This window comes from Niallia sp. FSL W8-0177, from assembly GCF_038006285.1.
GTDB lineage: Bacteria > Bacillota > Bacilli > Bacillales > Cytobacillaceae > Niallia > Niallia circulans_A.
On record NZ_JBBOUX010000001.1, the window covers coordinates 1169511 to 1195879 of the forward strand.

Below are 26369 nucleotides of genomic sequence, written 5' to 3' on the forward strand. Positions count from 1 at the left end.
TTGTCGACAATTCTAAAATACATGAGTTTATCTACACTTTGGACTATTTTACAAAAATACTAACACTGATAATTATAAAACAATATTAAACTCAAACTTCTGTTCAAAGGTTAACAGAAGTTTTTTTATGCTTCCAAAAATAGCTTCCAATACATAAAACATTTCTAACAGTCTCTTCGTCTAATGAAGGAGAGGCAAGTATTAAGTAATATCCAAAAAACATATGTATAAAATGCTCTAAATAGTGTAAAATTACATTATGATATTTTTGGTATTTACTGTAGGGTGGAAACCACTGCCAATCGTTAATTAATTAGAACCAAAAAATAGAAAATGGGGGAAACAAAGTTTGCGAAAAGTAAAAAAAGTGATAATTATATGTTTTATCTTGTTATTGGCCACTACTTTTATTGTCAAAGAAGCAAATGCCGCTTCTACTGACACCATAAAAATCACAACAGAGGCTGGATTTGCTGGTAAGGTAATGGATGGAAAAGGATTTCAATTAAAAATTATACTGGAAAATAGTGGAGAAGACTTTAAAGGAGATTTATTAATTCCCTATTCTCCAAGCTATGAAGCGGGAGGACAAACATTAGTATCTGTCGATATACCGGCAAATAGTAAGAAGACCTATATGGTCACAATCCCTGGGATTTCTTCTGATACAGACTATGCTAACAAAAAGATGAAATTATATCGCGGAAGTTGGCAGAATGGCGATGAAGTAACTTTTACTGGAGTAAAAGAAGTGAGGGTAAATCTTATCCCTGAACAGGCTTTAGGTATACTTACTGATCAATATGATAAATTTAAAGATTTAAGAAAGCTGCCTAGTAATTCCATTTATACAACGGAAATGATCAAAGAAGAAATACCTGATCAGGCATTAGCGCTTGAAACAATAAGCTATCTGCTGGTTGATCAATTTTCACTGAGTGAATTAACGGATGAGCAGCAGCAAGCAATAAAAAAATGGATTGAAAATGGAGGTATTTTGATTACTGGTGCACAACCAAATGGAAAGCAAGCATACGGTCAGTTAGAAACATCGATGCCGCTAGCACTTGGCAAAAAAGAAGCTTTTTCCTTGGCGGTTCTAGACACAAAAAATAAACAGCAAGCGAAAATAGATGGTTATCAATCTACCTTAATAGAAGGCGCAGAAGCAATTGTTTTACATAATGACCAGCCGATTATTGCGAAAAAGGAGCTCGGTGAAGGAAAAATTATACAAGCTTCCTTTTCACTTAGTGATCCCAGTTTTCTTGGCTGGTCCGGATTTAATAGTTGGGTAGAAAAAATACTATTAGCTGAAAGTTCGCAGCATGCCAATAATTCTCAATATAACAGTAACCCGATTGGTGATCTTTATAATAGTTTTGTGCAGGCAAATGAATATTTCGAGAGCTCTACTATATCCACAAGTATCTTATTAATTATTTTGGCAGGTTATTTGCTCGTTATTGTGCCGATTTTATACGTCGTGTTAAAAAGAATCGACAAACGAGAGCATGCTTGGTGGATTATTCCGAGCTTATCGATTCTTTTATCGATTGCAGTGTTCCTAACGGGTGCAAAGGATAAAATAAGAAATCCGCAATTTAATGAAATGGGTGTCTATCAATATAGCAATAACTATTTATCTGGATATCAAGCTACAACTCTTTTATCGAATAAATCTGGTGATTTTACGTTAATGTATGATAAAAATTTGTATACTCCTATTCCTTTTGCAGGATATGGAGAATTACAGATGAAGGCCGTTACCAAGGAAAAAATAAAAAAGAATGAAATGATTTTTCCGGATGTAGAGTATTGGTCCAGTCGTACTATGTACGGCAAGTCCAGTATCCCGGTAGAAGGTGGATTCAGTCATAAGTTTGAAACAACAGAAAAAGAGATTACTGGTTCCATAACCAATCATTTTCCATATGATTTCTCCAACCTATTTATATGGTCGGGAACGGAAAAAATCGAATTAGGTTCGCTTGCTGCTGGAGAAACAAAAAAAATTAAGGTTTCTCGTAAGCATAAGTATTTTTCTAAACCATCTGATTCGAATCAAGGTTCCTATGTTTATGATTACAATGGAAATGATTTAAATGAATATAGAGAATTAGTTGCTTCAGGATTGGTGTTGAATACGGAGTATTTTAAGACTGTGACAACTGGAGATCCATTATTAATTGGAATTACAAATGAGGATATCATCAAGGTTGGTTTAACAAGTGGAAAGGTAACAAAGAACAGCACTAATTTAATAATGGAGCCTTTTACAATAGCCAATAATTTTCCTGGGCCTTTTACCTTGAATGAAGGAGATATGTACCAGAAACTAGCAGTAATTAAAGGAACTGTCTATAATCAGAATTTCCAAGAAAATGATTTTACGTTAGAAGATGGGGAGTATCTCTATACACTTGGAATTCCGAAATCTTATGAAGATAGCTCGATTGCTTTTGAATCTATTACGATACAAGCAAGCGGAACTCCAGGTGTGAAGTACAGTATTTATAATAAACGCACAGGAAATTATGAAGAAGTAAAAAATCTTTTCAAATTGGAGAAACAAAAGATTGCAGACTATTTGGATGAAAATAGAAAAATTACGCTGAAGGTGAATAAAGCAACAAATGGTGACCCATACATGCAATTGCCATCTGTTAAGGTGAAAGGAGAGATAAAAGAATGATAGAAATTAAAGGTCTTTCCAAGAAGTATGGAAAGTTTACAGCACTTGAACCATTAGATTTACAGATTGAAGCAGGATGTGTGTTTGGGTTTGTCGGCCAGAACGGAGCTGGTAAATCTACGACCTTCTCTATTCTTGCTACTTTATTAGCACCTACTTCTGGAACAGCAACGATAAATGGGGCTGATATTATTAAACAGCCGAAAGAGGTTAGAAAACAGTTAGGATATATGCCTGATTTCTTTGGTGTTTATGATCAGTTAAAAGCAGAAGAATACTTAGATTTTTATGGTGCTAGCTATGGGATTTCAGCTGCGCAAAGAGAAAAGTTAATTCCGCAGCTGTTAGAGCTAGTAAATCTTTCTCATAAGCGGAAAGAATATGTTGATCTTTTGTCGCGAGGAATGAAACAAAGACTTTGTCTTGCGAGAAGCTTAATCCATGATCCAGCAGTTCTTATTCTAGACGAGCCAGCATCTGGATTGGATCCACGGGCACGCATTGAAATGCGGGAGATTTTAAAAGAATTAAAGAATATGGGAAAGACTATTCTTATCTCTTCACATATCTTGCCAGAACTAGCAGAAATGTGTGATGTCATTGGAATTCTGGATCAAGGAAAATTAGTGGCACAAGGAACGGTTTCAGCTATTCAACAGCAATTACAGAGTGAAAAAATCATTAGTGTAAAAACATTTGATATACAAAAAACGATTGAATTTTTGGAGGAAAGTCCACGAATTTCAAAGATAGAAGTGCTGGAAGATGGCAAAGTAATTCAGTTCCTCTTTAAAGGTGGAGATAAAGCGCAGCAAGAATTATTAAAAACAGCGATTCAAAAAGAAATTCCGATTATTAGTTTTTCAGAAATGGAGAGCAATTTAGAGGATGTCTTTATGGAGATTACAAAGGAGGTTGAATTCTTTTGAAAGCTTATTTCATGAATCCAGTATTAAATAAAGAGTTAAAGCTACGTTTTCGTTCAGGAAAAACGTTTGTCGGAATTCTGTTTTATCTACTTGCGCTTACCTTGCTGATGGTTGCTTTAATGTATGTACTCAGAACCTCGAGCCCAAATGGATTTTTTAAGCCGCAGGAGAGCCGCTTGATGTTTATGTTTTTGGCGTTTGTTCAATTAGGATTAGTTTTATTTATTACACCAGGACTGACAGGTGGGGTGATTAGTAGTGAAAGGGAAAGACAAACCTTAAGTATTCTTTTAACAACCACTCAAAGCAGCTTTACAATTATTCTCGGCAAATTGCTTTCGTCCATTTCGTACTTAGTACTATTAATTTTAGCAAGTCTTCCGATATACAGTTTTGTGTTTTTATATGGGGGGATTTCGCCAACGCAGTTAACACAAGTATTTTTCTTCAGTTTATTTACAATGCTTGTCATTGGCAGTTTCGGGGTTTTATTTTCAACCCTCATACGCAAAACAATTGTTAGTATGGTGACAACCTATAGTGTTGCGTTATTTATTGTGGCTGGAACGGCAGTTATTTCTCTTATTCTTTTTCAAATAGCGAATATTCATGCTGCTTCGACTCCTGCAAAAGTACCTTCTGTATACTTTAGTGCCATGTTTAATCCTGGTATTGTGCTAGCAGATATATTTGAACCAACTGTTTCTGAACAAATTAAAGAATTGACAGGCATTAAGTTTCCGATTTGGGCTGCCCATCTTATTACTTATTGTATTGTGATTGCATTGTCATTAACAATTAGTGTTCGTAATTTACGTGCTAATATGAAAAAGGGAAGTTGATAAGTTTATGGAAAATCTTCAGCAGTATAAGGAATTGCTCAAACCAGTAAGAAAATCTATTGCTAGAGAGTTGCTTGCAAAAGAGCTATGCCTATTACTAGCACTTTTAGGAGGAGGATTTCTCCTCCTTTCCATAATGGCGTATCTTTTTATTCTGCCTTTTTTGTTGTACTATCTCTTCGCGGTGTTTTGTGTTGGTGTTTCCATCTTTCTCATTCGCTTATGGAGAAAATGGCCAACAGAAAAACAAGCGGTAAAACTATATAATCAATTTGTTGCCGATGATTATGCAACGACGGCCTTTTCCTATCTACATAGTGAAGGTGCGGTCGAACAAGTAGTTGTAAAACAAGCGATAGCGCAAATGACAGAGAAACAATTAGCTGTATTAAGCCGAAAGAAAAGATATATTTATCCGAAATTTATTCTTTCAGGAATGGTATGTTTCATCATTTGTCTGCTGTTACAGTTTTTTCCATCAGCTAATATGGAAGCTGCCAAGAAAAAAGAGAATGAGATAAAAACGATCGCTAAAGCGGAAAAGGAATTAGAAAAAGCGATAAAAAAAGAAACAGATAAACAGGTGAGAAAAGAGCTAAAACAAATCCAAAAGCAATTAGAAAAGAAGGACACGGTAGAAAAAACCTTTGCAGAATTGGAAAAACAAGCGAAAGAGCTTCAGTTGCAAAAGAGAAAGATCCAAGAGAAGAGCAAGGAACGCCAACAGATAGAATCGATGCTGAATGAGACTGGTTTGAAGTCTCTCTCTAAGGCTATCTCAGAGAAAGATAAGGAAGCAGTACAGAAGGAATTACAAAAAGCAAACGAACAATATAAACGATTAACAGATCAACAAAAAGATGCTCTCAATCAATTGACAGGTGCAAATAAGCAATTATCAGAAGAACAGTTTCAACAGCTATTAAAGCAAATGGATGAATTGCTGAGTAATGAGGAATTGCTGCAACAATTAGAAACTGTGCAAACAGAACTTGCTCAGGTTGGGAAGAAGCTGGAGGATGAAAGTCTAGCAAATGGAATAACGATCCCTAAGTCTCGTACGGTTGCCAAAGGCTCCAGTAATAATGATACAACTTCCTCAGGAGAGACAACTACCAGTGGTCAGCAAGGGAAGAATGATAAGGGCAATTCAACAAATGGAAATAATGATTCTTCCAGCTCGGGTACTGGTTCAGGCAATAGTAATGGATCAGGATCAGGCTCTGGAAATGGCTCTGATTCCAGTTCAGGTTCGGGTTCAGGTTCAGGCAATGGTGCTGGTGGATCAGGGAATGGGAATGGCTCAGGAGCTGGATTCGGAAGCGGTAGCAGAGAGTTATTAACAGTACCGGAAAAAGTGGTTGGAAAAGATAATGTCGAAGTGGATTCAGGTAAATTAGGCAATGGCAAGCAAGGTCAGATGACAGAAGGGGAGGGTCCAGTTTTAAAAGGGAATATTCGTCCGTATGAACAGGTATTTTCAGAATATGAAGCTTCTTACAGGGAAAGTACTTCAAGATATAAATTGCCAAATGACTTAGAAAATATTGTAAAGAACTATTTTACTGATATCAAACCAAATGAAAAGTAGGGGAAAAGATGGAAAAAGAACTAGTGGAACAGGATTTTATCCAAGCAGAGGCTTTGCTTAAAAAGGTGAAAGAGGAGATTGGCAAATTCATTGTCGGACAGGAAAAAATTACTGATGAGGTACTTTGGTGTATGCTGGCAGGTGGACATGTACTTTTAGAAGGACTTCCAGGTCTTGGAAAGACGATGATGATTCGAACTATTTCGGAAGTCTTGGACTTATCCTTCGCGCGAATTCAGTTTACGCCAGATTTAATGCCGGCAGATATTACTGGTACGATGGTGCTGCAGCCTGATAATAAAGGAAAACAACAATTTCATTTTCATGAAGGACCTTTATTTAAGCATATTGTTCTTGCAGATGAAATTAACCGTGCAACACCGAAAACGCAAAGTGCTTTATTGGAAGCGATGGGGGAGAAAACAGTCACCATTATGGGGGAAACGAAAAAATTAGCAGCGCCATTTTTTGTTTTGGCAACACAAAATCCCCTTGATATGGAGGGAACTTATCCATTGCCGGAAGCTCAGTTAGATCGGTTTCTATGTAAATTGCATGTTACTTATCCGTCAAAAGAAGAACTAAAAGCCATTATTAAAAAGACTACTGGAACGGAGTCAACTGTATTAACGCGTGTTGCCTCTGTAGAGGATATTCTTCATTTACAAAGTCTTGTCAAACAAATTCTCGTTGCGGATGATATTTTAGATATTGCTGTCAATATTGTTTCTGCCACTCATCCTGGTTCGGAGGATGCGACAGAATTAGGAAATAAGTATATTCAGGCAGGAAGTGGTCCGAGGGGACTGCAGTCCTTAGTAACCATGGCAAAAGCAAGAGCATTAGCTTCTGGAAGACTGCATGTCTCCATGGCAGATTTGCGTTATGCGGCACTACCAGTGTTTAGACATCGAATTTTGCTTAATTTTGAAGGGGAAATTGCGGGCGTTACGACTGATCAAATTATGGAAGATATTTTGGAAAAAACATTACGCATTGAAGCAGGGAAGGGACGATGAAGAACTATCATTCCTTATTAGCAAGAATGAATCGAAAAAGACTGCAAGTTTCGACGAAGGGTGCAGGAATGCAGAATGGTCGAAGAAAATCTCATATTCACGGAACCTCCTTGGATTTTGCTGATTATAAAATCTATCATCCTGGTGATGATATTCGCCAAATCGATTGGAATGTCTTTGGCCGAACAAATAAGCCATATATTAAAAGATTTCAAGATGAAAAGGAGATATCAGTTAGTATCTTCCTTGATGGGACTGCCTCAATGAAACAAATACCTTCCAAGTGGGAGCTAGCAAGAGAATTAGCGGCAAGCTTAGCTTATATCACATTATCCCATGAAGATAGACTGAGTTTTTCTGTTGTTTCTACAAATCATTCCTTTCATCGCAAAGGTTCAGTTCATAATAAACGAACCTTTTATGAGATTGTTGATGTAAAGGAGCAGACGATTAATGAAAGCTTCACACAATCATTAAGCAGTTCTATAAAAGCGCCGACACAAATGATTATTTTGATAACAGACGGTTTAGAAGCTTTGCCATTATTTGAGGAAAGTTTTAAACGATTAAAATACCGCAATCAGCAAATATGGCTGATTCAATTACTAAGTGAGAGCGAGATTCATCCGAATCTATCTGGTGACATACAATTAGTCGATAGTGAAAATGGAAAAACAGTGGATGTAAGTCTAAATAGCTCGATTAAAACACTTTATAAAAAAAGACTCGATCAGCATAATCAAGAGCTAGAAGTTCTTTGTGCCACAAATGGAATCCGTTATTGCCAAATCAGCGATAAACTAGATATCCAAACGATTATCTTACGTGAACTGGCGTTTGCTGGATTGGTTCAATAATTCTTTTTCATTACGAGCCAAAAGGAGAGACAAAATGCATTTAGCACAACCTTATTATTTTTTGCTGCTAATTTTTATTGGATTATTCATCCTAATATATTTTTTTCGCAAAAAATATACAAAACAAACTATCCCCTCCAATTTACTTTGGGAGGAAGTTCTTAAGGAAATGAGGGCATCCTCCTGGTTTCATAAATGGCAAAATAATGTTCTATTCTGGCTGCAGCTTCTATGCTTGCTATTCTTGATGTTTGCATTAGTAGGACCATATTTTGCTAAAGAAACGATGAAAGGGGAGCAAATTATATTCTTATTTGATACCTCGGCTTCGATGGCCGCGAATGGTAGTAGCTCTAACCGTTTAGAAGATAGTAAAAAAGAAGCACTCGAAATGATGAAAGGTCTTCAGAAAAATCAAGCCGTTACGATTTTAGAGGTAAATGATCGTCCTCAAATACTTCTGCATAATGAGTCAGAGCGCGATAAAATAAGTGCTGCAATTAAAGGGTTAGAACTTTCCTATACACATGAAGACTGGCAAAGTGCAACAGAGCTGACGGCAAGTCTAGCGAAAGAGGGTAAAACGGCCATTCATATTTTTTCGGATGGGCTGGAGAAGGAAAGGATAAAAAATATCGATTCTTTTTATGTAAAAGTACATAATCAAGAGCAGGAAAAAGCAGAAAATATTTCGATTTTATCTTTTGGTGTATCAAAAAATGCCGATAAAGTAGCGGGTGTTGCAATGGTGGAAAATCAAACTGATTCCCATAAAACCATACCTTTTCAAGTTGAAAGTGAAAAAACAGTACTTTATCAACAAGATATTGAATTAAAGCCAAAGGAAAGAAAAGTAATTGCGATAAACGAGCTTCCTGAGAAATCTTATTACGATGCTAAACTTAATACTTCAGATGATTTTGCAGTTGATAATATGCAAACCGCTGTATTAAATAAACAGGCAACAACTATTTATACTGATAATGAAATGAATCCTTTTTTGGTAAAAGGATTTGAGGCGATTGGGCTTCAAGTTATCCAAATGGAGAATAAAGAAGATTTTCTCACCAAAAAGGATAGTATTTTCCTATTATCTGGGTCTGCGTTACCCGAACACATCGAAGGTCCATTTGTTTTCTTCTTTACAGGAGGAAAAAAAGAAGAAGTGCAAACAGTGATAGAACCAAGTGAGGATGAACTACTTTTACATGTCGATATGAAGGATGTTTTTATCGCAAGTGCAATGAAGCAGACAATGAAAACGATGAAACCTATTGTTAAAAGTGGAGAACTGCCGTTAATTCAAAAAGGCGAATGGAATAATCAGCCCGCTATAGCTATTCAATTTGACTTAAAAGATAGTGATTGGCCATTACATCCAAGTTTTCCGATCTTTTTATATAATATGTATCAATGGCTTTCTTCTCAATCCAATTATGTAGGTGATTTTCAGCCATTAGAATCGCGGACCATTCATTTAACAAGCAAAGAAACAGAGTGGGATATTTATAATGAAAGCGACCAATTAGTGAGAACCTTCTCGTTGGATGATGGTTTTCAAGCACCTAAGCTGCCTGGTGTTTATCAATTGACAAATGGCTCTGAAATTCTATATTTTTCCGTAAATCTCGATGATCGAGAGAAGACGACTGCTACGCAAAAGTCGTTTGTTCTAAATGAAGATAAACTAATAGGCAATGAAATGACAAAAACGCAGAATGATTGGTTCTGGTATATTTTATGCTTGCTTGCGCTGATCATTTTATGTATGGAATGGGAGGTGTACCGACGTGCAGATAGAGTTTAAATACCCATTCATTCTATTAATCTTTCTACCTATTATCTTTCTTCTTTATCGATATTGGAAACAGTCAAGGACGATGTCAAATAGAAAAGAAAGACAAGTTATTCTCTTTTTAAGAAGCTTGATTTTTGCTTTATTAATCCTTGCGCTTGCCATTCCACAAATAGTTCTGCCGCAAAAAGAAAACCAAGTTGTTTTTCTGATGGATCGCAGTGCAAGTGTACAAGATGCAGGAGAGCAGCAGCTTGAATGGCTGGAAAAAAGCTTGCGATATAAAAAGGAAAAAGATCTCTATAGTGTACTTTCCTTCGGAGAAAAAACAACTATAGAGCAAATGATGGGCAAAGAGGAACTTCGTTTTTCTAAATGGAATGAGGAGTTAGGCAAAGACCACACAAATATTGAAGGGGCGCTTAACCTTGCCAGCAGTGTTTTTTCCAATAATAGCGGCGGTAGGATTATACTGTTTACCGACGGGAACGAGACGATGGGGAATCTTACCGAAGCGGCAAAATTATTAAAAAACCGCTCCATTGAATTAGACACTGTGCTGCTTGAACCCTCTTTATATGAAGATACTGCTGTTACAGATGTAGAAGTGCCGTCTACTTTATTTGAAGGGGAACAAGCAAATGTTTCTGTAACCATTGAAAGTAATAAGGCGAAAACGGGCTTACTTCATTTTTATGAAAATAATCATAAAATTGTTTCAAAGTCTATCAAAGTGAAAGAAGGTACAAATGTAATCCCTATTCAGTTTCCTGTAAAACAGACTGGCTTGGTAACATATAAAGCAGAAGTTGATCTAATGAATGATGCCTATGCTGAAAATAATAAGCTTCAGGTTGTCAATATGGTTAAAACCATTCCGAAAATTTTAGTAGTGCAAAATAGCCCCAATGAATCATTTGTTCAAGCATTAGAAGCTGCTGGATATAAAGTAGAGGTTCGTTCCTCTATTCAGCTTCCTACTGTGCTTTCTGGCTATTTGAATTATCAGTCGATTATTTTTAATAATATTGCAGCAACAGATATTACGGAAAAGCAAATGAGTCTTATTGAAAAAAGCGTGAAAGACTTTGGCGTCGGTTTTCTCATGACAGGTGGAGAAAATAGCTTTGGATTAGGAGGATATTTCCAAACCCCTATCGAAAAACTATTGCCTGTTGATATGGATATAAAAGGGAAAAAGGAAATGCCCTCACTAGCATTAATGATTGTTTTAGACCGCTCTGGAAGTATGGACGGATCGAAATTTTCGTTAGCAAAAGAAGCAGCAGCACGGACTGTTGAATTGCTTCAAGAGACAGATACATTAGGATTTATAGCTTTTGATGATAAGCCATGGGTGATCGTAGAACCTGAACCTTTGAATAATAAAGAGGAAGTTGTAGATAAGATTCGTTCTGTCCCAGTTGGCGGCGGAACCGAAATTTATGGATCATTACTGGAAGCCTATGAGCAAATCAGTGATTTAGATGTAAAAAGAAAACATATTATTTTGCTAACAGATGGACAATCCGCAACGAATAATAATTATGAGGAGTTAATTAATAATGGCAGTAAGAAAAATGTTACAATTTCGACGGTGGCTTTGGGGGCGGATGCAGATCGGAATTTATTAGAAAAATTAGCGGAAATGGGAGCTGGACGTTTTTATGATGTACAGGATTCTTCGGTAATTCCTTCGATTCTATCAAGAGAAACCGTTATGGCGACAAAAACTTATATTGAGGATAATCCGTTTTATCCCCAAATAAAGTCTGGTTATGGGTGGGATTCCCTGTTTAGTAAAGGGGTACCAGAAATGAATGCCTATATCGCCACAACGCCAAAATCAGAAAGCATCGTTCCAATTGAGAGTACAAAAAAAGATCCTATTCTAGCGGAATGGCAATACGGTCTAGGAAAGGCAATAGCTTTCACTTCTGACGTAAATGGCATGTGGGCAGGAGATTGGGCGCGTTGGAACCAATGGAGTAGTTTTATGACAAAAATGGTCGCAAAAACCTTGCCACAGTACGATTCGGAGGCATATTCTTTATCTGTTGAAAAAGCGAAGGACAGAACCTATCTATCGATAACAGCGGATCACTTATCAATGCTTCCGATTGAAACAACCATTATCTCCGAAAGAGGAGAAACGGTGGAAGGAAATACTAAAATGCTCGCTCCTGGAAAATATGAAGTGGATGTTGGCAATGATCCTGGTCTTTATTTTATTCATGTCAAACAAACAGATGAGGACGGAAACGTTACTGTTTACCAATCAGGATTTACCGTTCCCTATTCAGACGAATATTTAATTACCGGAGCAAATAAAGAAAAGCTTGCTGAGCTTCTGGCGATAACTAACGGATCTCAGCTGGAGAAAGAATCACAAGCGTTTCGTCCGTTGAAGGAACCAGTTAAACAAAAGCAGGAGATTACCGAAATCTTGCTGTTAATTAGCTTCCTGCTTCTATTTTTCGAAATTGCTATTCGAAGACTTGGATTACCAGTGAAATTTTTCCCTGTCTTTGAAAAGAGAAAAAGAGGTAAGCGTCAAAAGAGTCGAATACCTTCTATCGAGAAGAAAGGTGCAGCACCTAAAGAAAGACCAGTTACTTTCAAAAAAGATGTTTCAAGCAGAGAACCGAAACAAAAGCAAGAAAAACCGCGAGAGAAGATAAAGACGGAAAAGGTAGACAGCGAAAATCATTTGGAACAATTATTAGAAATGAAGCGGAAGAAAAAGCGATGAATCAGATTGTTATAAGACTGCAGACAAACTTTATTGGTTGTCTGCAGTTAGTTTTTTGAGGTGGAAAGGGTAATAAAGAAGAGTTCTCTGTGACCGAAAGAAGGGGAAATAAGAGAAAAAGGTAATAGAGAAGTACCCTCTGTGACCAAAAACGGTGTGAAGCGGAGAAAAAGGTAATAGAGAAGAGCTCTCTGTGACCGAAAACGGTGTGAAGCAGAGAAAAGGGTAATAGAGAAGAGCTCTCTGTGACCGAAAACGGTGTGAAGCGGAGAAAAGGGTAATAGAGAAGAGCTCTCTGTGACCGAAAACGGTATGAAGCGGAGAAAAGGGTAATAGAGAAGAGCTTTCTGTGACCGAAAACGGGATGACGCGGAGGAAAAGGTAATAGAGAAATCTAATGAAAACCAAAATCTATTTTATGTTATATGAAAAAATCTAAGACAGAGTCAAAAAAACTAATTCATTTATAGAATTTCCGTCCAGTTTGTACAACGATAACCGAGGCGCTTCCGCATTTCGGTTTGTCCAGCTCCGGGGGTCTAGGGGCTGATGGGCTTCCCGCCGCTTCCCTACGATAATTCAACATCAGTTCACTGTCGTTCACTGTGTTTCCTATATCTCAGGAAACGCCACTCCACCCCACACGCCACTAAACGGACCCCCGCCGCTTTTTGATTTGTCCAGCTGCAACGCCTATCGTTTAGCAAACTTCCAGGTGTCTTCCCTACGATAAGTCAACATCGCTTCCCTACCGTTCACCGTGTTTCCTTTATCTCAGTCAGAAACCTTCCAGTTTGTACAACGATAATCAAGGCGCTTCCGCATTTCGATTTGTAAAGATATTTTCTTGACATCTTTTTTTCTGGTGTGTAAAATAGTTGATGTAAAGGCTTTTGACTTAACACGGGGGTATTATTCGATGCTTGAGAAAACAACGAGAATGAATTATTTATTTGATTTCTATCAGTCGTTGTTAACACCGAAGCAACGAAGCTATATGTCTCTTTACTATTTGGATGATTACTCTCTTGGGGAGATTGCTGCTGAGTACAATGTAAGCCGTCAAGCGGTGTATGACAACATTAAACGTACGGAAGCAATGCTAGAAGAATATGAGAATAAGTTAGGGTTACTTCAGAAATTTCAGGAACGTCAAGTTCTTTTTGAAAAGATGAAAAAAATGCTAGAACATGATACCTTATCTATATCTGCGTTGCGAGAAGCAGTAGAGGAACTAGAGAAATTAGATTAAGGAGGCTGACGTATGGCATTTGAAGGTTTAGCTGACCGACTGCAGAACACGATGCAAAAAATCCGTGGAAAAGGGAAAGTAAATGAAGCGGATGTTAAAGAAATGATGCGTGAAGTTCGTCTTGCACTCCTTGAAGCGGACGTTAACTTTAAAGTGGTAAAAGACTTTGTTAAAAAAGTAAGTGAACGTGCAGTTGGACAGGAAGTGCTAAAAAGCTTAACTCCTGGACAACAAGTTATTAAAGTAGTAAAAGAAGAACTTACTGAATTAATGGGTGGAGAAGAAAGTAAAATTGGTGTTAGTAAGCGCCCGCCAACTGTTGTTATGATGGTCGGATTACAAGGGGCAGGTAAAACAACAACTACTGGTAAGCTTGCGAATTTATTGCGTAAAAAACATAATCGTAATCCGTTATTGGTTGCTGCTGATATTTATCGTCCTGCTGCAATTAAGCAATTACAAACTTTAGGCAAGCAGCTTGATTTTCCGGTATTTTCACTAGGAGATCAAGTTAGTCCAGTTGAAATTGCAAAACAAGCAATTGAAAAAGCAAAAGAAGATCATCATGATTATGTTTTAATTGATACAGCTGGTCGCCTTCATGTAGACGAAGCACTAATGGATGAATTAAAGCAGATCAAAGAACTTGCAAACCCAGAAGAAATATTACTCGTTGTCGATGCAATGACAGGGCAGGATGCTGTTAACGTAGCTGGCAGTTTTAACGAGCAGTTAGGATTAACGGGAGTTGTTTTAACAAAGCTTGATGGGGATACACGCGGGGGAGCAGCACTTTCGATTCGTTCTGTAACAAATACACCAATTAAATTTGTTGGTTTGGGAGAAAAAATGGATGCGCTTGAAGCGTTTCATCCTGAGAGAATGGCTTCCAGAATCTTGGGAATGGGCGATGTCCTTAGCTTAATCGAAAAAGCACAAATTAATGTAGATGAAGAAAAAGCAAGAGAGTTAGAAAAGAAAATGAAGTCTGATTCATTTACCTTTGATGATTTTCTTGATTCCTTAAGCCAAGTTAGAAGTATGGGACCACTTGACGAATTATTAAAAATGATGCCAGGTGCGAACAAAATCAAAGGCCTAAACAATATGAAAGTGGATGAAAAGCAAATTGCCCATGTTGAGGCAATCATTAAGTCCATGACAAAGCAAGAAAAAGAACATCCTGAAATTATCAATTCTGGCAGAAGAAAGCGTATTGCGAAAGGAAGCGGAAGAACGGTTCCAGAAGTAAATCGACTTTTAAAGCAGTTTGATGATATGAAAAAAATGATGAAGCAAATGACCAATATGGGTCAAAAAGGCAAGAAAAAAGGTAAATTTAAATTACCATTTAACCCTTTTTAACAGCGGTTTTTTTAAAAAAAAAGGATCTGTTTGTCTATTGAAATGGCGCGGAGACTGTCTGTGAGAGGGCGTAAATAAAGATTTTTAACACTGACAAGAAAAAACACTTTACAAAGTGTTGGAGTATCTGATAATATACTATCTTGTGTGAAACTATTCGGAGGTGCAATATTAAATGGCAGTAAAAATTCGTTTAAAAAGAATGGGAGCAAAAAAATCTCCTTTTTATCGTATCGTAGTAGCAGATTCTCGTTCACCACGTGATGGACGTTTCATTGAAACAGTAGGAACTTACAATCCAGTAGCAAACCCTGCTATCGTGGAAATCAACGAAGATAAAGCTCTACAATGGTTACAAAATGGTGCAAAACCATCTGATACAGTACGTAACCTATTCTCTAACCAAGGTATTATGGAGAAATTCCACAATATCAAAAACGGTAAATAATATTTGATGCAATGAAAGAGCTTATAGAAACGATTGTTAAGCCCCTTGTTGATTTTCCAGAGGAAGTTGCTGTCACTGTAACAGAAGAGGATAATCGTATCACTTACTTGCTTTCTGTCAACGAGAATGACATTGGAAAGGTAATAGGGAAGCAAGGGCGAGTTGCTAGAGCAATTCGAACGATTGTTTATGCAGCAGGATCATTACAACAAAAGAAAATTATTGTTGATATTAGAGATTAAATGAAAAGGAAGGAGGGGGAACCCTCCTTCCTTTGTTTTTTAGGGAAAATAGTAGCCTTTGGCTGATAAAATGGAAATTTAGCTGAAAAAGGAGCAATCTAGGCTGATAATCGCGCTATTTAGCTATTATTATCAAAATTTAAGCTAATATATACTTCATTACCCTAAAAGGATGAAACAAACGCTAGCTTTTCTGAAAAATAGCTGTAATTTCATTCGGTACATGAATTTTCCCCTTTGCTTTTAGACGAAAAGAGTAATCTGTGTTACTTTGTTAGTAGTAAGGACTAAAGTTGTCATCTGTTAGGAGGAAGTAAATGAAGATTCTTCAGTCTGTAACAGTAAAACAAGTATTAACCGAAACTACCAAAAAGTCGATTTCCGATCGATATAAGCAAGAAATACAGCAGCTAGAAAAAGAAATACAGCAGCTTCAATTTGAAGAAAGAAAACAATTGAAAAATAATCCTTCTATTTCGGAAATAAAAACTTTTTTTCGTAAGGAAGTTACAAATAAATTAGAGAAACAAAAAACGATAGAGTTTCAATTAAAGCAATTACATATACTACCACTAGGGACAGAGATTAAAGAACAGGAAGTAATGGGACTTGTTGATGTTCAAGTAGGACAGGTTTGGGAAAGTGCTAATAAGACGATTGTTCTCAAAGATGGAATAGTGGTTGATATTCGATAGAGGTGAAGGTAATGGAAAAATGGTTTAATGTTGGAAAAGTTGTGAACACCCATGGGATAAGAGGAGAAATTCGCGTTATTTCTCGTACTGATTTTCCAGAAGAACGATATAAGATTGGAAACACCATTTATTTTTTTCAAAATGATAAAGCAAATCCCCTAGAACTGATAATTAAAAGCCATCGTGAGCATAAGAACTTTAATCTACTTACATTTGAAGGCTATGATAATGTGAATGATGTAGAATTTATGAAGGGAGGTCTCCTGAAGGTTCCAGAAAGTTTTTTAGGAGAGCTCGCGGAGAATGAATACTACTTCCATGAAATTATTGGCTGTAAAGTAGTGACAGTTGAAGGAGAAGAACTTGGAGAAATCACAGAAATATTAACACCAGGTGCAAATGATGTTTGGGTGGTAAAGGGGAAAGATAAAAGTGAAATTTTGATTCCTTACATTGAAGAGGTAGTCATGAAAGTAGATGTAGAAGAAAAAGTAGTTGTCATAGAGCCGATGGAAGGGCTGTTGTCTTAATGAAAATAGATGTATTGACGTTATTTCCTGAGATGTTTGAAGGAGTCCTTCATAGCTCCATTTTAAAAAAAGCACAAGAAGCAGAAAAAGTAGCTTATAATATCGTCAATTTTCGCGATTACTCCGATAATAAACATCAAACCGTTGATGATTATCCATATGGAGGAGGTGCTGGGATGGTGTTGAAGCCACAGCCTATATTTGACGCTGTGGATGCTCTAAAACCAAAAGATAACAGAAAGCCTCGTGTCATCTTAATGTGCCCGCAAGGCGAAAGATATAGTCAAGCAAAAGCGGAGGAATTAGCACAAGAAGAGCATTTGATTTTCATTTGCGGACATTATGAAGGCTATGATGAGAGAATTAGAGAACATTTAGTGACAGATGAAATCTCCATTGGTGATTATGTCCTTACAGGCGGCGAATTAGGGGCTATGGTCGTTATTGATAGTGTAGTACGTTTATTACCAGGCGTGCTTGGAAAAGAAGCATCCCATGTTAATGACTCTTTTAGCACTGGTTTGTTGGAGCATCCTCATTATACTCGTCCGGCCGATTTCCGAGGAATGAAGGTACCAGACACGCTGCTTTCTGGAAATCATGCACATATTGATGAATGGAGAGAAAGGGAATCCTTCCGAAGAACGATTGAAAGGCGCCCGGATTTACTAGAAAATTATCCGCTGACTGAGAAGCAGAAAAAGTTGGTAAAAGAGTTGACAAATCAGCATCATCCAAGCTAATTGGATACGGTATGGTGATGATTAGATGAATGAATCTATTAAGGAGCAAGGTAATACTATTATTTTTAGAAAAAATATTGCTGTTATTCTCCTTTTATGTTAAGATAACACTTGTGACTTAAACAGATGAATTTCTGTGAAGGGTCTTATAACGATGTTCCGCTGCAAGAGGTCTCAAACTATGAGTGCAAGAGCGTCTGTTGGAAGGAGTTGAAAACGATGCAAAAATTAATAGAAGAGATTACAAAAGAACAACTTCGTTCTGATCTTCCTGCGTTCCGTCCTGGTGACACTGTACGTGTACACGTGAAAGTTGTTGAGGGTACTCGTGAACGTATTCAGTTATTTGAAGGTGTTGTAATTAAGCGTCGTGGTGGTGGAATCAGCGAAACTTTTACAGTACGTAAAGTTTCTTACGGAGTTGGCGTTGAGCGTACATTCCCTGTTCACACACCTAAAATTGCGAAGCTAGAAGTTATCCGCCGCGGTAAAGTACGCCGTGCGAAACTTTACTACCTACGTAACCTACGTGGTAAAAAAGCTCGTATTAAAGAAATTCGATAATTGTTACCAAAAAAGAGCCTGTTCTTGTAACAAGCTCTTTTTTATATCTTTAAATGCTGCTTATAGAAAACTCGTATATTAGAAAGAATAGTTCTGTAATTCATCCAAAAATGAGAGAGATGCAGAGAGGAAAGGAAACTGAAGTGATCTTTTAATGGAATCACTACTTTGCAAATCGATCTCTAATCTTTATATTAACGATTTTAAGTAATAGGAAGCAAAAGTCCAACTGCAATCTTTCCAATTTTACTTCACTCGGAAATTCCGCTAAAATATTATCATGATGGATAAGTTTTTTTATCTTACATAAAAAATACCTATATTGTTCAGTTAAGGATTGGTGAAAGGTATGGCAACTGAAAAGAAGAAGAAAAATGAAGTATGGGAATGGAGTAAAGCATTAATAATTGCTGTTTTACTTGCTGTTGTTATTCGCTATTTTTTATTTGCTCCAATTGTAGTTGATGGTGAATCCATGCAGTCTACATTGCTCGATCAAGATCGAATGATTGTCAATAAGATAAATTACAAAGTAAGTGAACCAAAGCGCTTTGATATTGTTGTGTTCCACGCTCCAGAAGGTAAGGACTATATAAAAAGAGTAATTGGTCTACCAGGAGACACAATTGAATATCGCGATGATGTATTATATGTGAACGGACAAGCTTATGAAGAACCTTATTTAGAACATAATAAAGAAGGCGTAATGGGCCCTCTAACAGAAGATTTTACAGCAACTGTGCCAAAAGGAGAATTGTTTGTGATGGGAGATAACCGTCGCAATAGTAAAGATAGTCGCCATATTGGTACGATTGGTTTTGATAAAATTATTGGCACCACAAGTGTTATATATTGGCCAATAGCTGATTGGAAAATAGTAGAATAATGTTAGTGGAAGAAATAGAGGTGCATGCATGACTATACAATGGTTTCCAGGCCATATGGCCAAAGCCAGAAGGCAAGTAACGGAAAAATTAAAGCTAGTTGATATTATTTTTGAATTAGTGGATGCGAGAATTCCACAATCTTCACGAAATCCAATGATTGATGAAATTATTCAGCATAAGCCAAGAATTGTTTTATTAAATAAAGCAGATATGGCAGATAAAGAACGAACAAAAGAATGGATTCACTATTTTCAAAGTAAAGGCATAAGAGCACTTGCGATTAACTCTCAAGCAGGTGTTGGAATGAAAGAAATTACTGCTTTAGCAAAAGAAGTACTAGCAGAAAAATTTGATCGGATGAAAGCGAAAGGGATTAGACCGCGAGCGATTCGAGCGATGATTGTCGGCATTCCAAATGCAGGTAAATCCACTTTAATCAATCGGTTGGCAAAGAAAAACATTGCCAAAACAGGGAATACACCTGGTGTAACCAAAGCACAGCAATGGATTAAAGTAGGGAAAGAGCTGGAGTTATTAGATACACCAGGAATACTATGGCCGAAATTTGAAGATCAAGAAGTAGGCTTAAAGCTTGCGTTAACAGGAGCAATAAAGGATACAATTTTGAATTTGCAGGACATTGCCATATTCGGGCTTCGTTTTTTGGAAAAGGAATATCCGCAACGCTTAAAAGAAAGATATCAATTAGAAACGATTCCAGAAGATACAGTAGAGTTGTTTGATCGTATTGGTGAGATTAGAGGAGCTCTGTCAGGGGGAGGTATCGTTAACTATGATAAAGTAACGGAACTAATTATTCGTGACATTAGAGGTGAAAAGTTTGGTCCGCTAACGTTCGAAAAAGCAGACGAAATGTAAGGATGAAAACTGCAAAGAGAAGTGGCTAAAAACAGACACTTCTCTTTTTTGTGTAATATAAATGATTAGGTTTATTGCATTTGTGTAGACGCTTTGAATTTTATGGGAGAAAAGAAATAAAGCATCCAACAAGAACGATAGGACGATTTATAGGCCTGATATGTATATTGGAAGGCAAAGTGACCAGGGCTGTAAAAAAGGAAGCGATTAAACCGATATAACTACTGAGGTGTAAACAATGAAATTAGCAACAATGAAAGATATTAAAGAGGGGCTAGAAGCAATAAGGGAAGTAAATGACCCATTTATCCTCGAATTAGAAAAGGACGAGAGGAAAGGGGCTCAGAAGCTCTTAGAGGCTTGGAAGAAGAGGATAGAGAAAGAAGAAAAGCTTCATCAGCATTTTCTATCGATGAACTACTATGAACAAATGATTAGAAAGCAGGGATATACATATATTGCAGGAATCGATGAGGTTGGCAGAGGGCCGCTTGCAGGTCCTGTTGTTACAGCAGCTGTCATCCTGCCAGAAGATTTCTATTTACCAGGTATCGATGACTCAAAGAAATTATCTGAGAAAAAAAGAGAACTATTTTACGAGGTAATCCAAAAAGAAGCAATCGCCATCGGAGTGGGAATTATTTCACCTGCTGAAATTGATCGCATAAATATTTATCAAGCAACAAAAAAGGGGATGCTTCTAGCAATAAATGAACTTTCACAAACACCAGAATACTTACTAATTGACGCAATGAAATTAACGACACCTTATCCAAGTCAATCTCTTATTAAAGGAGACAGTAAAAGTGTTTCTATTGCTGCAGCAAGCATAATAGCAAAAGTGACAAGAGATCGTATGATGAAAGAGCTGCATCAAGAATATCCAGATTATCATTTTGCAACAAACATGGGCTATGGGACACAGGAACATGTGGCTGCCCTAAAAGAATACGGAATTACCATTCATCATCGTAAAAGTTTTTCTCCTGTGAAAGAGATGGTAGAAACTAACTAATTTGGTCAATCTGTATGGAAGGAAGGAGGAAGAGAAAGATGAATGTTAACCATATTGTCCAAACTTTATTTCAAGAAAACGTGATGAGTAATAAAAGTCTTGAATTACGAGATGGACAACTAGTTTATGGGAAATTGACGAAGCTTTTTCCTCAACAAATGGCAGAGGTGCAAATAGGCTCACAAAAAATGCTTGCAAACCTAACGATTCCGTTAACGCTTGATAGAAGTTATTGGTTTCAAGTTTCCATTACAGATAATAAACCAGTCCTAAAAGTATTGCCGCAGTCATCAGAAGTTCCAGCTGAAAAGGGAAATATCAATGGTCTGCTTCAGCAGCTACATCTAACCGAGACGAAAGAAAATAAATTGCTCCTTCATTTTCTACTATCTAATAATCTACCAATTTCGAAAGAAGCGATAAGATCTATAGGTGAATGGCTGCCAAAATCAATAGGGAAGCAAGAGCTTGCTACTATCGGTCTTATGATGGAAAGACAGCTCCCTCTAACGAAGGAAGTATTTACAAGTATTTCGGCCTTGCAATCCAATAAAGGTGTTAGTGTGCTGTTAAATGAACTCCAGCAGCAGTTGTCTACCTATCATATTCTAGAGCCAAAAGTAGCGGATGTCCTATCGGAGATTAGTCAAGGGGGGAAGCTTGTTCAAGATAATGTGCTTGCTGCACTAAAAGCTGTCCTGCATAAAATTGGCTATTCATTTGAAGCGGGACTGTTACAGCATGCACAAATAGAGGAGCAAACATCACAAGAAATATTAAAACCGCTACTGCTAGGATTAATGGGAAAAGACATCCCTGATGCGGTAAAAGAAACTGCAGGTCAACTAATTGATAAAGTGACAGGTTATCAGCTTATCAGTCAGCAAACAGGTCCAATGATGCAAATGGTAACGGAAATTCCTCTGCGTTTTTTTAATCAACAAGTGGATGTGACAATGCAATATAATGGCAGAAAAACAGCAGATGGAAAAGTCGATAGTAATTATTGTCGAATTCTTTTTTACTTAGAACTGGCTAATTTAAAGGATACAGTTATTGATATCCATATTCAAAATAGAATCATGAACATGATTGTATTAAATGATCGGTCAACAGAAATAATGCCTTTAATTAAACAGGCAGAGGAGCTCTTAAAAGAAAAACTACGGGAATTAGATTATACTTTACTGTCTATACATGTAAAAGACTTGTCAAAAGAACATAAGCCAGTATGGAGTTCCCAACAAGCAGTGAAAGGAAATGCCTATAAAGGGGTGGATATAAAAATATGAATAAACACCATTCTTTAAAAAGGAAAGAAGCAATAGCATTAACTTATGAACAGCAAAAACACGCTGCACCTACCGTTATTGCAAAAGGCAAGGGTATGATTGCGGAACAAATTCTGGAACGTGCCAAAAAAGAGAATATTCCAATTCAAGAAGATCCCTCTCTTGTAGAGCTTTTAAGTAAATTAAATATAAATGAACAAATTCCTGAAGATTTATATATGGCTGTGGCAGAAGTGTTTGCGTTTATTTATTCTTTAGAGAAGGAAGCGACGGAAAAAGAGGGGGAAAAAGCAAACTAAGAAAGAAAAAATATTTTTAATTGTAAAATATTTAAAGATAAAAGCCTTTTTTATAGACAAAGAAAGGTTTTTTCCTTTAAAATGAAAGCGTGAACATATTTTTGTCTTTTCTAAATACATAAAATAATCGTAATTTGCTCTCGAAAAGAATATTAATACAGTGATAACGATACTTATGTTTTGGAAAAAACAAATAAATGGATGAGAAAAAGTTATTCATTCACGAAAGTCATCATGCAGTTGTCTCCAATTTTACACAAAAAGGGAAATTAAGGGGTGTGGAAGCTTGAATATTCATGAATATCAGGGGAAAGAGATTTTAGAATTAAATGGCGTCGCAGTACCAAAAGGAAAAGTAGCTTTTACAGTAGAAGAGGCAGTGCGAGCTGCGGAAACATTAAATAGTGATGTATGGGTAGTGAAAGCGCAAATCCATGCAGGTGGTCGCGGTAAGGCTGGAGGAGTAAAAGTTGCCAAAAGCTTAGATGAAGTACAAACATATGCTTCAGATATTCTAGGGAGCACATTAGTAACTCATCAAACAGGTCCCGAAGGAAAAGTTGTGAAACGATTATTAATTGAAGAAGGTTGTCGAATCAAGAAGGAATATTACATAGGATTTGTCGTGGATCGAGCAACATCTAGAATCGTATTGATGGCCTCTGAAGAAGGCGGCACAGAAATTGAGGAAATTGCAGAAAAGTACCCAGAGAAGATCGTAAAAGAAGTTATTGATCCAGTGACTGGTCTAACTCCATTTCAAGCACGTCGAGTTGCTTTCTCTATTAACATTCCGAGCAAGCAAGTTAATAAAGCAGTTGCCTTTATGACTGGATTATATAAAGTATTTGTTGAAAAAGACTGCTCTATCGCCGAAATTAATCCCTTAGTTTTAACGGAAGATGGGAATATTATCGCACTGGATGCAAAATTAAATTTTGATTCAAATGCATTGTATAGACATAAAGATATTGTTGCATATAGGGATTTAGATGAAGAAAATGAAAAAGAATTAGAAGCTTCTAAATATGATTTAAGCTATATTGCGTTAAATGGAAATATCGGCTGTATGGTAAATGGTGCTGGACTTGCTATGGCAACAATGGATATTGTTAAGCATTATGGCGGAGAACCGGCCAACTTCTTAGATGTTGGGGGCGGCGCGACAGCAGAAAAAGTAACGGAAGCATTTAAAATCATTCTATCTGATTCTAACGTGAAGGGGATTTTTGTCAATATTTTTGGTGGCATCATGAAATGTGATGTTATTGCGACCGGAATTGTGGAAGCTGCAAAGCAAGTTAGTCTTCATGTGCCATTAGTTGTTCGCTTAGAAGGAACAAATGTGGAACTTGGCAAAAAAATTCTTCGAGAATCTGGAGTAGATATTGTTGCAGCAGAATCGATGGCTGATGGTGCTGAGAAAATTGTAACCCTAGTAGAACAAGGAGGGAATGCATAATGAGTGTTTTTATTAATAAAGATACAAAAGTCCTTGTCCAAGGAATCACAGGTGCAACAGCACTATTTCATACTAAGCAAATGCTTGAATATGGGACGAAAATAGTTGGCGGGGTAACACCAGGGAAAGGTGGTACAACGGTAGAGGGAGTGCCTGTATTTAATACCGTTAAAGATGCAGTAGATGTAACCGAAGCAAATGCATCTGTTATTTATGTACCAGCTCCATTTGCAGCAGACGCTATTTTAGAAGCGGTTGATGCTGAACTAGACTTAGTAATCTGTATTACCGAACATATTCCTGTTCTGGACATGGTGAAAGTTAAGCGCTACTTGGAAGGGAAAAAGACTAGATTAATAGGACCAAACTGTCCAGGAGTGATTACCCCAGAAGAATGTAAAATTGGCATTATGCCAGGATATATTCATAAGAAAGGGCATGTAGGGGTTGTCTCTCGTTCTGGTACTTTAACATATGAGGCTGTTCATCAACTATCTCAAGCAGGGATTGGTCAGTCAACAGCTGTTGGAATTGGTGGAGATCCAGTCAATGGAACAGATTTTATTGATACGTTAAAAGCATTTAATGAAGATGAAGATACGTATGCAGTTATCATGATAGGGGAAATCGGCGGGACGGCTGAAGAAGAAGCAGCCCGCTGGGTGAAAGAAAATATGACGAAGCCAGTTGTTGGATTTATCGGCGGTCGTACAGCTCCTCCAGGAAAGCGTATGGGTCATGCGGGGGCAATAATCTCTGGTGGTAAAGGAACAGCAGATGAAAAAATTAGTGTTCTAACGGAATGCGGCATTAAAGTAGCCCCAACACCATCTGATATGGGAGCAACGCTAATTGAGGTGTTAAAAGAGCAGTCGATATACGAAAAATGTAAGACGCATGAAGTAGTAGCAAAATAGAGAAAAGCTTAATCTAGCCTTATTCTACTAAATAAGGCTAGGTTTTTTCTTGATTTTTTTCAAGAGGATGGCATATGTAGCTAATCTACTAATTTACTAGGGAAACAGTATAACAATGCTAGGAATTTTCAGGAAAACTCATTATAATGAAGGAAGATAATTCCTTACTTAATTTATGTTTCTCTTTCTTTTGTATTTTTAGCTAATTTCTTTGTGAAAAGGAGAAAGCGAAAGGAAGAAAAGATGGAAATAATAAATAAATTATTAGTGAAATTACATCATTGTCAAGGAATCAGCTGGAAAATGATCGATCGTCTTCTAAAAGAAGATCCCACTCTTCAGTTGGAGAAAATCCCTTCCTTTATATCCTCTATTTCACCTACTATGGAAAAGGAAATAGTAAAGACAATCCATTCTCATCATGTAGAAGAACAATTAATCCAGTATCGTTATAATCAAATTCATCCAATTACATTTTTTGATCCGTTATATCCGCCGTTTTTAAAAGAAATATATCAGCCACCTTGGGTTCTTTATGCAAAAGGAGATCTTGAGCTGCTACAATCGAAGAGAAAGCTTGCAATTGTAGGTTCGCGCTTAGCTACCAGTTATAGTACTAAAGTAATAAAGAGGTTGATGAAAGAACTAGTAGAGGAGAAAATCACCATTGTAAGTGGACTTGCGCATGGGGTTGATTCGATTGCCCATAAACTGGCAATTGAAAATGGCGGCAAAACCATCGGTGTTATTGCTGGAGGTATTTTTCATATCTATCCAAAAGAAAGCATACAGTTAGCAGGAGATATGATGAAACATCATTTAGTCATCTCCGAATATCCTCCGCTAACTAAGCCGCTAAAATGGCAATTTCCCATGAGAAATCGAATTATAAGCGGTTTAAGCAATGGAACACTTGTAGTAGAAGCGAAGAAAAAAAGTGGATCGTTAATAACTGCTAATTTCGCAGTAAATGAAGGACGGGATGTATTTGCTGTTCCAGGAAATATATTTAGTCCCTATTCAGATGGTCCAAATGAATTAATACAACAAGGCGCAAAGCCAGTGCTTGAAGCAAAAGATATACTAGAAGAATGGAAGCATATATCGGAGTAAAAAAAAGTAAAACTAGAGTAGCTTAGCATACAAATATATTAAGTAAAATAATCATTTTCACAGATAGTAAAATGAAAATAGTTTGCAATACAAAAGGAAAGTGATACGCTATAAGCAGCAAATTATATAAGGGATTATCTTTTTTTGTAAGGTCAGTATGACTAATACCTCTTCTAATGAGAATTT

General features: G+C 37.0%; 24 protein-coding genes. All 24 read left to right on the forward strand.

All coding sequences use genetic code 11. The features are described from left to right. Positions 1-367: 367 nt before the first annotated feature. The gene (locus tag NST77_RS05545) at positions 368-2695 is read left to right on the forward strand and encodes a hypothetical protein (RefSeq protein ID WP_341122778.1); all 2328 of its coding nucleotides are present in this window, start codon (positions 368-370) and stop codon (positions 2693-2695) included. After that, positions 2692-3624, forward strand: coding sequence for an ABC transporter ATP-binding protein (locus NST77_RS05550; protein WP_341122779.1), 933 nt, complete (start codon positions 2692-2694; stop codon positions 3622-3624). Before NST77_RS05545 ends, NST77_RS05550 begins: the two co-directional genes overlap by 4 nt. Then, the gene (locus NST77_RS05555) at positions 3621-4466 is read left to right on the forward strand and encodes an ABC transporter permease (protein WP_095329153.1); all 846 of its coding nucleotides are present in this window, start codon (positions 3621-3623) and stop codon (positions 4464-4466) included. Before NST77_RS05550 ends, NST77_RS05555 begins: the two co-directional genes overlap by 4 nt. Positions 4467-4473: 7 nt before the next feature. Beyond that, positions 4474-6057 carry a hypothetical protein gene (locus tag NST77_RS05560; RefSeq protein WP_095329154.1) on the forward strand — a complete coding sequence of 528 codons (1584 nt, stop codon included), beginning with the start codon at positions 4474-4476 and terminating at the stop codon, positions 6055-6057. Between the two features lie 8 nt (positions 6058-6065). Further along, positions 6066-7076 carry an AAA family ATPase gene (locus NST77_RS05565; protein WP_095329155.1) on the forward strand — a complete coding sequence of 337 codons (1011 nt, stop codon included), beginning with the start codon at positions 6066-6068 and terminating at the stop codon, positions 7074-7076. Further along, complete coding sequence (locus NST77_RS05570) at positions 7073-7933, forward strand: DUF58 domain-containing protein (RefSeq protein WP_095329156.1); 861 nt, start codon at positions 7073-7075, stop codon at positions 7931-7933. Before NST77_RS05565 ends, NST77_RS05570 begins: the two co-directional genes overlap by 4 nt. A gap of 34 nt (positions 7934-7967) precedes the next feature. Continuing rightward, positions 7968-9740 (forward strand): vWA domain-containing protein, encoded by a 1773-nt coding sequence (locus NST77_RS05575; RefSeq protein WP_341122780.1) that lies wholly within the window; start codon positions 7968-7970, stop codon positions 9738-9740. A gap of 73 nt (positions 9741-9813) precedes the next feature. Next, positions 9814-12480, forward strand: a complete 2667-nt coding sequence (locus tag NST77_RS05580) for a VWA domain-containing protein (RefSeq protein WP_341122781.1) — start codon at positions 9814-9816, stop codon at positions 12478-12480. A 919-nt stretch (positions 12481-13399) separates the two neighbouring features. Further along, entirely contained in the window at positions 13400-13732 is a 333-nt protein-coding gene (locus NST77_RS05585; protein ID WP_095329158.1) for a putative DNA-binding protein, read from the forward strand. Positions 13733-13744: 12 nt separating this feature from the next. Further along, entirely contained in the window at positions 13745-15097 is a 1353-nt protein-coding gene (gene ffh / locus NST77_RS05590; protein WP_047939980.1) for a signal recognition particle protein, read from the forward strand. A 175-nt stretch (positions 15098-15272) separates the two neighbouring features. Further along, the gene (rpsP, locus tag NST77_RS05595; protein ID WP_016201097.1) at positions 15273-15545 is read left to right on the forward strand and encodes a 30S ribosomal protein S16; all 273 of its coding nucleotides are present in this window, start codon (positions 15273-15275) and stop codon (positions 15543-15545) included. An 11-nt stretch (positions 15546-15556) separates the two neighbouring features. Further along, positions 15557-15787, forward strand: a complete 231-nt coding sequence (locus tag NST77_RS05600) for a KH domain-containing protein (protein ID WP_031534442.1) — start codon at positions 15557-15559, stop codon at positions 15785-15787. 317 nt (positions 15788-16104) lie between these two features. Continuing rightward, positions 16105-16482, forward strand: coding sequence for a YlqD family protein (locus NST77_RS05605; protein WP_095329160.1), 378 nt, complete (start codon positions 16105-16107; stop codon positions 16480-16482). A gap of 11 nt (positions 16483-16493) precedes the next feature. Next, positions 16494-17012 (forward strand): ribosome maturation factor RimM, encoded by a 519-nt coding sequence (gene rimM, locus NST77_RS05610; RefSeq protein ID WP_095329161.1) that lies wholly within the window; start codon positions 16494-16496, stop codon positions 17010-17012. Then, positions 17012-17755, forward strand: a complete 744-nt coding sequence (trmD, locus tag NST77_RS05615) for a tRNA (guanosine(37)-N1)-methyltransferase TrmD (RefSeq protein ID WP_095329162.1) — start codon at positions 17012-17014, stop codon at positions 17753-17755. Before rimM ends, trmD begins: the two co-directional genes overlap by 1 nt. 219 nt (positions 17756-17974) lie before the next feature. Next, the gene (gene rplS / locus NST77_RS05620; protein WP_047939984.1) at positions 17975-18319 is read left to right on the forward strand and encodes a 50S ribosomal protein L19; all 345 of its coding nucleotides are present in this window, start codon (positions 17975-17977) and stop codon (positions 18317-18319) included. Positions 18320-18668: 349 nt separating this feature from the next. Next, positions 18669-19205, forward strand: coding sequence for a signal peptidase I (lepB, locus tag NST77_RS05625; RefSeq protein ID WP_095329163.1), 537 nt, complete (start codon positions 18669-18671; stop codon positions 19203-19205). Between the two features lie 28 nt (positions 19206-19233). Then, a complete protein-coding gene (ylqF, locus tag NST77_RS05630; protein ID WP_095329164.1) occupies positions 19234-20085 on the forward strand; it encodes a ribosome biogenesis GTPase YlqF in 852 nt (283 codons plus the stop codon). A gap of 238 nt (positions 20086-20323) precedes the next feature. Continuing rightward, on the forward strand, positions 20324-21100 hold the full coding sequence (locus NST77_RS05635) for a ribonuclease HII (RefSeq protein ID WP_341122782.1): 777 nt from the start codon (positions 20324-20326) through the stop codon (positions 21098-21100). A 38-nt stretch (positions 21101-21138) separates the two neighbouring features. Beyond that, on the forward strand, positions 21139-22392 hold the full coding sequence (locus tag NST77_RS05640) for a hypothetical protein (protein ID WP_341122783.1): 1254 nt from the start codon (positions 21139-21141) through the stop codon (positions 22390-22392). Further along, a complete protein-coding gene (locus NST77_RS05645) occupies positions 22389-22691 on the forward strand; it encodes an EscU/YscU/HrcU family type III secretion system export apparatus switch protein (RefSeq protein WP_095329167.1) in 303 nt (100 codons plus the stop codon). The genes NST77_RS05640 and NST77_RS05645 overlap by 4 nt, the downstream gene beginning before the upstream one ends. Before the next feature lie 286 nt (positions 22692-22977). Further along, positions 22978-24153: an ADP-forming succinate--CoA ligase subunit beta gene (gene sucC, locus NST77_RS05650; RefSeq protein WP_047939991.1), complete on the forward strand. Its 1176-nt coding sequence runs from the start codon at positions 22978-22980 to the stop codon at positions 24151-24153. Beyond that, positions 24153-25070: a succinate--CoA ligase subunit alpha gene (gene sucD, locus NST77_RS05655; RefSeq protein ID WP_095329168.1), complete on the forward strand. Its 918-nt coding sequence runs from the start codon at positions 24153-24155 to the stop codon at positions 25068-25070. The genes sucC and sucD overlap by 1 nt, the downstream gene beginning before the upstream one ends. A gap of 243 nt (positions 25071-25313) precedes the next feature. Continuing rightward, on the forward strand, positions 25314-26183 hold the full coding sequence (gene dprA / locus NST77_RS05660; protein WP_095329169.1) for a DNA-processing protein DprA: 870 nt from the start codon (positions 25314-25316) through the stop codon (positions 26181-26183). The last annotated feature ends 186 nt before the right edge of the window (positions 26184-26369 follow it).

Bases quoted from the DNA above. Each gene is read 5' to 3' on its own strand.
- NST77_RS05585 (WP_095329158.1), top strand. From the start codon at position 13,400: ATGCTTGAGAAAACAACGAGAATGAATTATTTATTTGATTTCTATCAG.
- NST77_RS05645 (WP_095329167.1), top strand. From the start codon at position 22,389: ATGAATAAACACCATTCTTTAAAAAGGAAAGAAGCAATAGCATTAACT.
- rimM (WP_095329161.1), top strand. From the start codon at position 16,494: ATGGAAAAATGGTTTAATGTTGGAAAAGTTGTGAACACCCATGGGATA.
- NST77_RS05600 (WP_031534442.1), top strand. From the start codon at position 15,557: ATGAAAGAGCTTATAGAAACGATTGTTAAGCCCCTTGTTGATTTTCCA.
- NST77_RS05580 (WP_341122781.1), top strand. From the start codon at position 9,814: ATGTCAAATAGAAAAGAAAGACAAGTTATTCTCTTTTTAAGAAGCTTG.
- NST77_RS05570 (WP_095329156.1), top strand. From the start codon at position 7,073: ATGAAGAACTATCATTCCTTATTAGCAAGAATGAATCGAAAAAGACTG.
- ffh (WP_047939980.1), top strand. From the start codon at position 13,745: ATGGCATTTGAAGGTTTAGCTGACCGACTGCAGAACACGATGCAAAAA.
- NST77_RS05550 (WP_341122779.1), top strand. From the start codon at position 2,692: ATGATAGAAATTAAAGGTCTTTCCAAGAAGTATGGAAAGTTTACAGCA.
- ylqF (WP_095329164.1), top strand. From the start codon at position 19,234: ATGACTATACAATGGTTTCCAGGCCATATGGCCAAAGCCAGAAGGCAA.
- lepB (WP_095329163.1), top strand. From the start codon at position 18,669: ATGGCAACTGAAAAGAAGAAGAAAAATGAAGTATGGGAATGGAGTAAA.
- sucD (WP_095329168.1), top strand. From the start codon at position 24,153: ATGAGTGTTTTTATTAATAAAGATACAAAAGTCCTTGTCCAAGGAATC.
- dprA (WP_095329169.1), top strand. From the start codon at position 25,314: ATGGAAATAATAAATAAATTATTAGTGAAATTACATCATTGTCAAGGA.
- rplS (WP_047939984.1), top strand. From the start codon at position 17,975: ATGCAAAAATTAATAGAAGAGATTACAAAAGAACAACTTCGTTCTGAT.
- NST77_RS05565 (WP_095329155.1), top strand. From the start codon at position 6,066: ATGGAAAAAGAACTAGTGGAACAGGATTTTATCCAAGCAGAGGCTTTG.
- NST77_RS05605 (WP_095329160.1), top strand. From the start codon at position 16,105: ATGAAGATTCTTCAGTCTGTAACAGTAAAACAAGTATTAACCGAAACT.
- rpsP (WP_016201097.1), top strand. From the start codon at position 15,273: ATGGCAGTAAAAATTCGTTTAAAAAGAATGGGAGCAAAAAAATCTCCT.
- NST77_RS05560 (WP_095329154.1), top strand. From the start codon at position 4,474: ATGGAAAATCTTCAGCAGTATAAGGAATTGCTCAAACCAGTAAGAAAA.
- trmD (WP_095329162.1), top strand. From the start codon at position 17,012: ATGAAAATAGATGTATTGACGTTATTTCCTGAGATGTTTGAAGGAGTC.
- NST77_RS05635 (WP_341122782.1), top strand. From the start codon at position 20,324: ATGAAATTAGCAACAATGAAAGATATTAAAGAGGGGCTAGAAGCAATA.
- NST77_RS05640 (WP_341122783.1), top strand. From the start codon at position 21,139: ATGAATGTTAACCATATTGTCCAAACTTTATTTCAAGAAAACGTGATG.
- NST77_RS05575 (WP_341122780.1), top strand. From the start codon at position 7,968: ATGCATTTAGCACAACCTTATTATTTTTTGCTGCTAATTTTTATTGGA.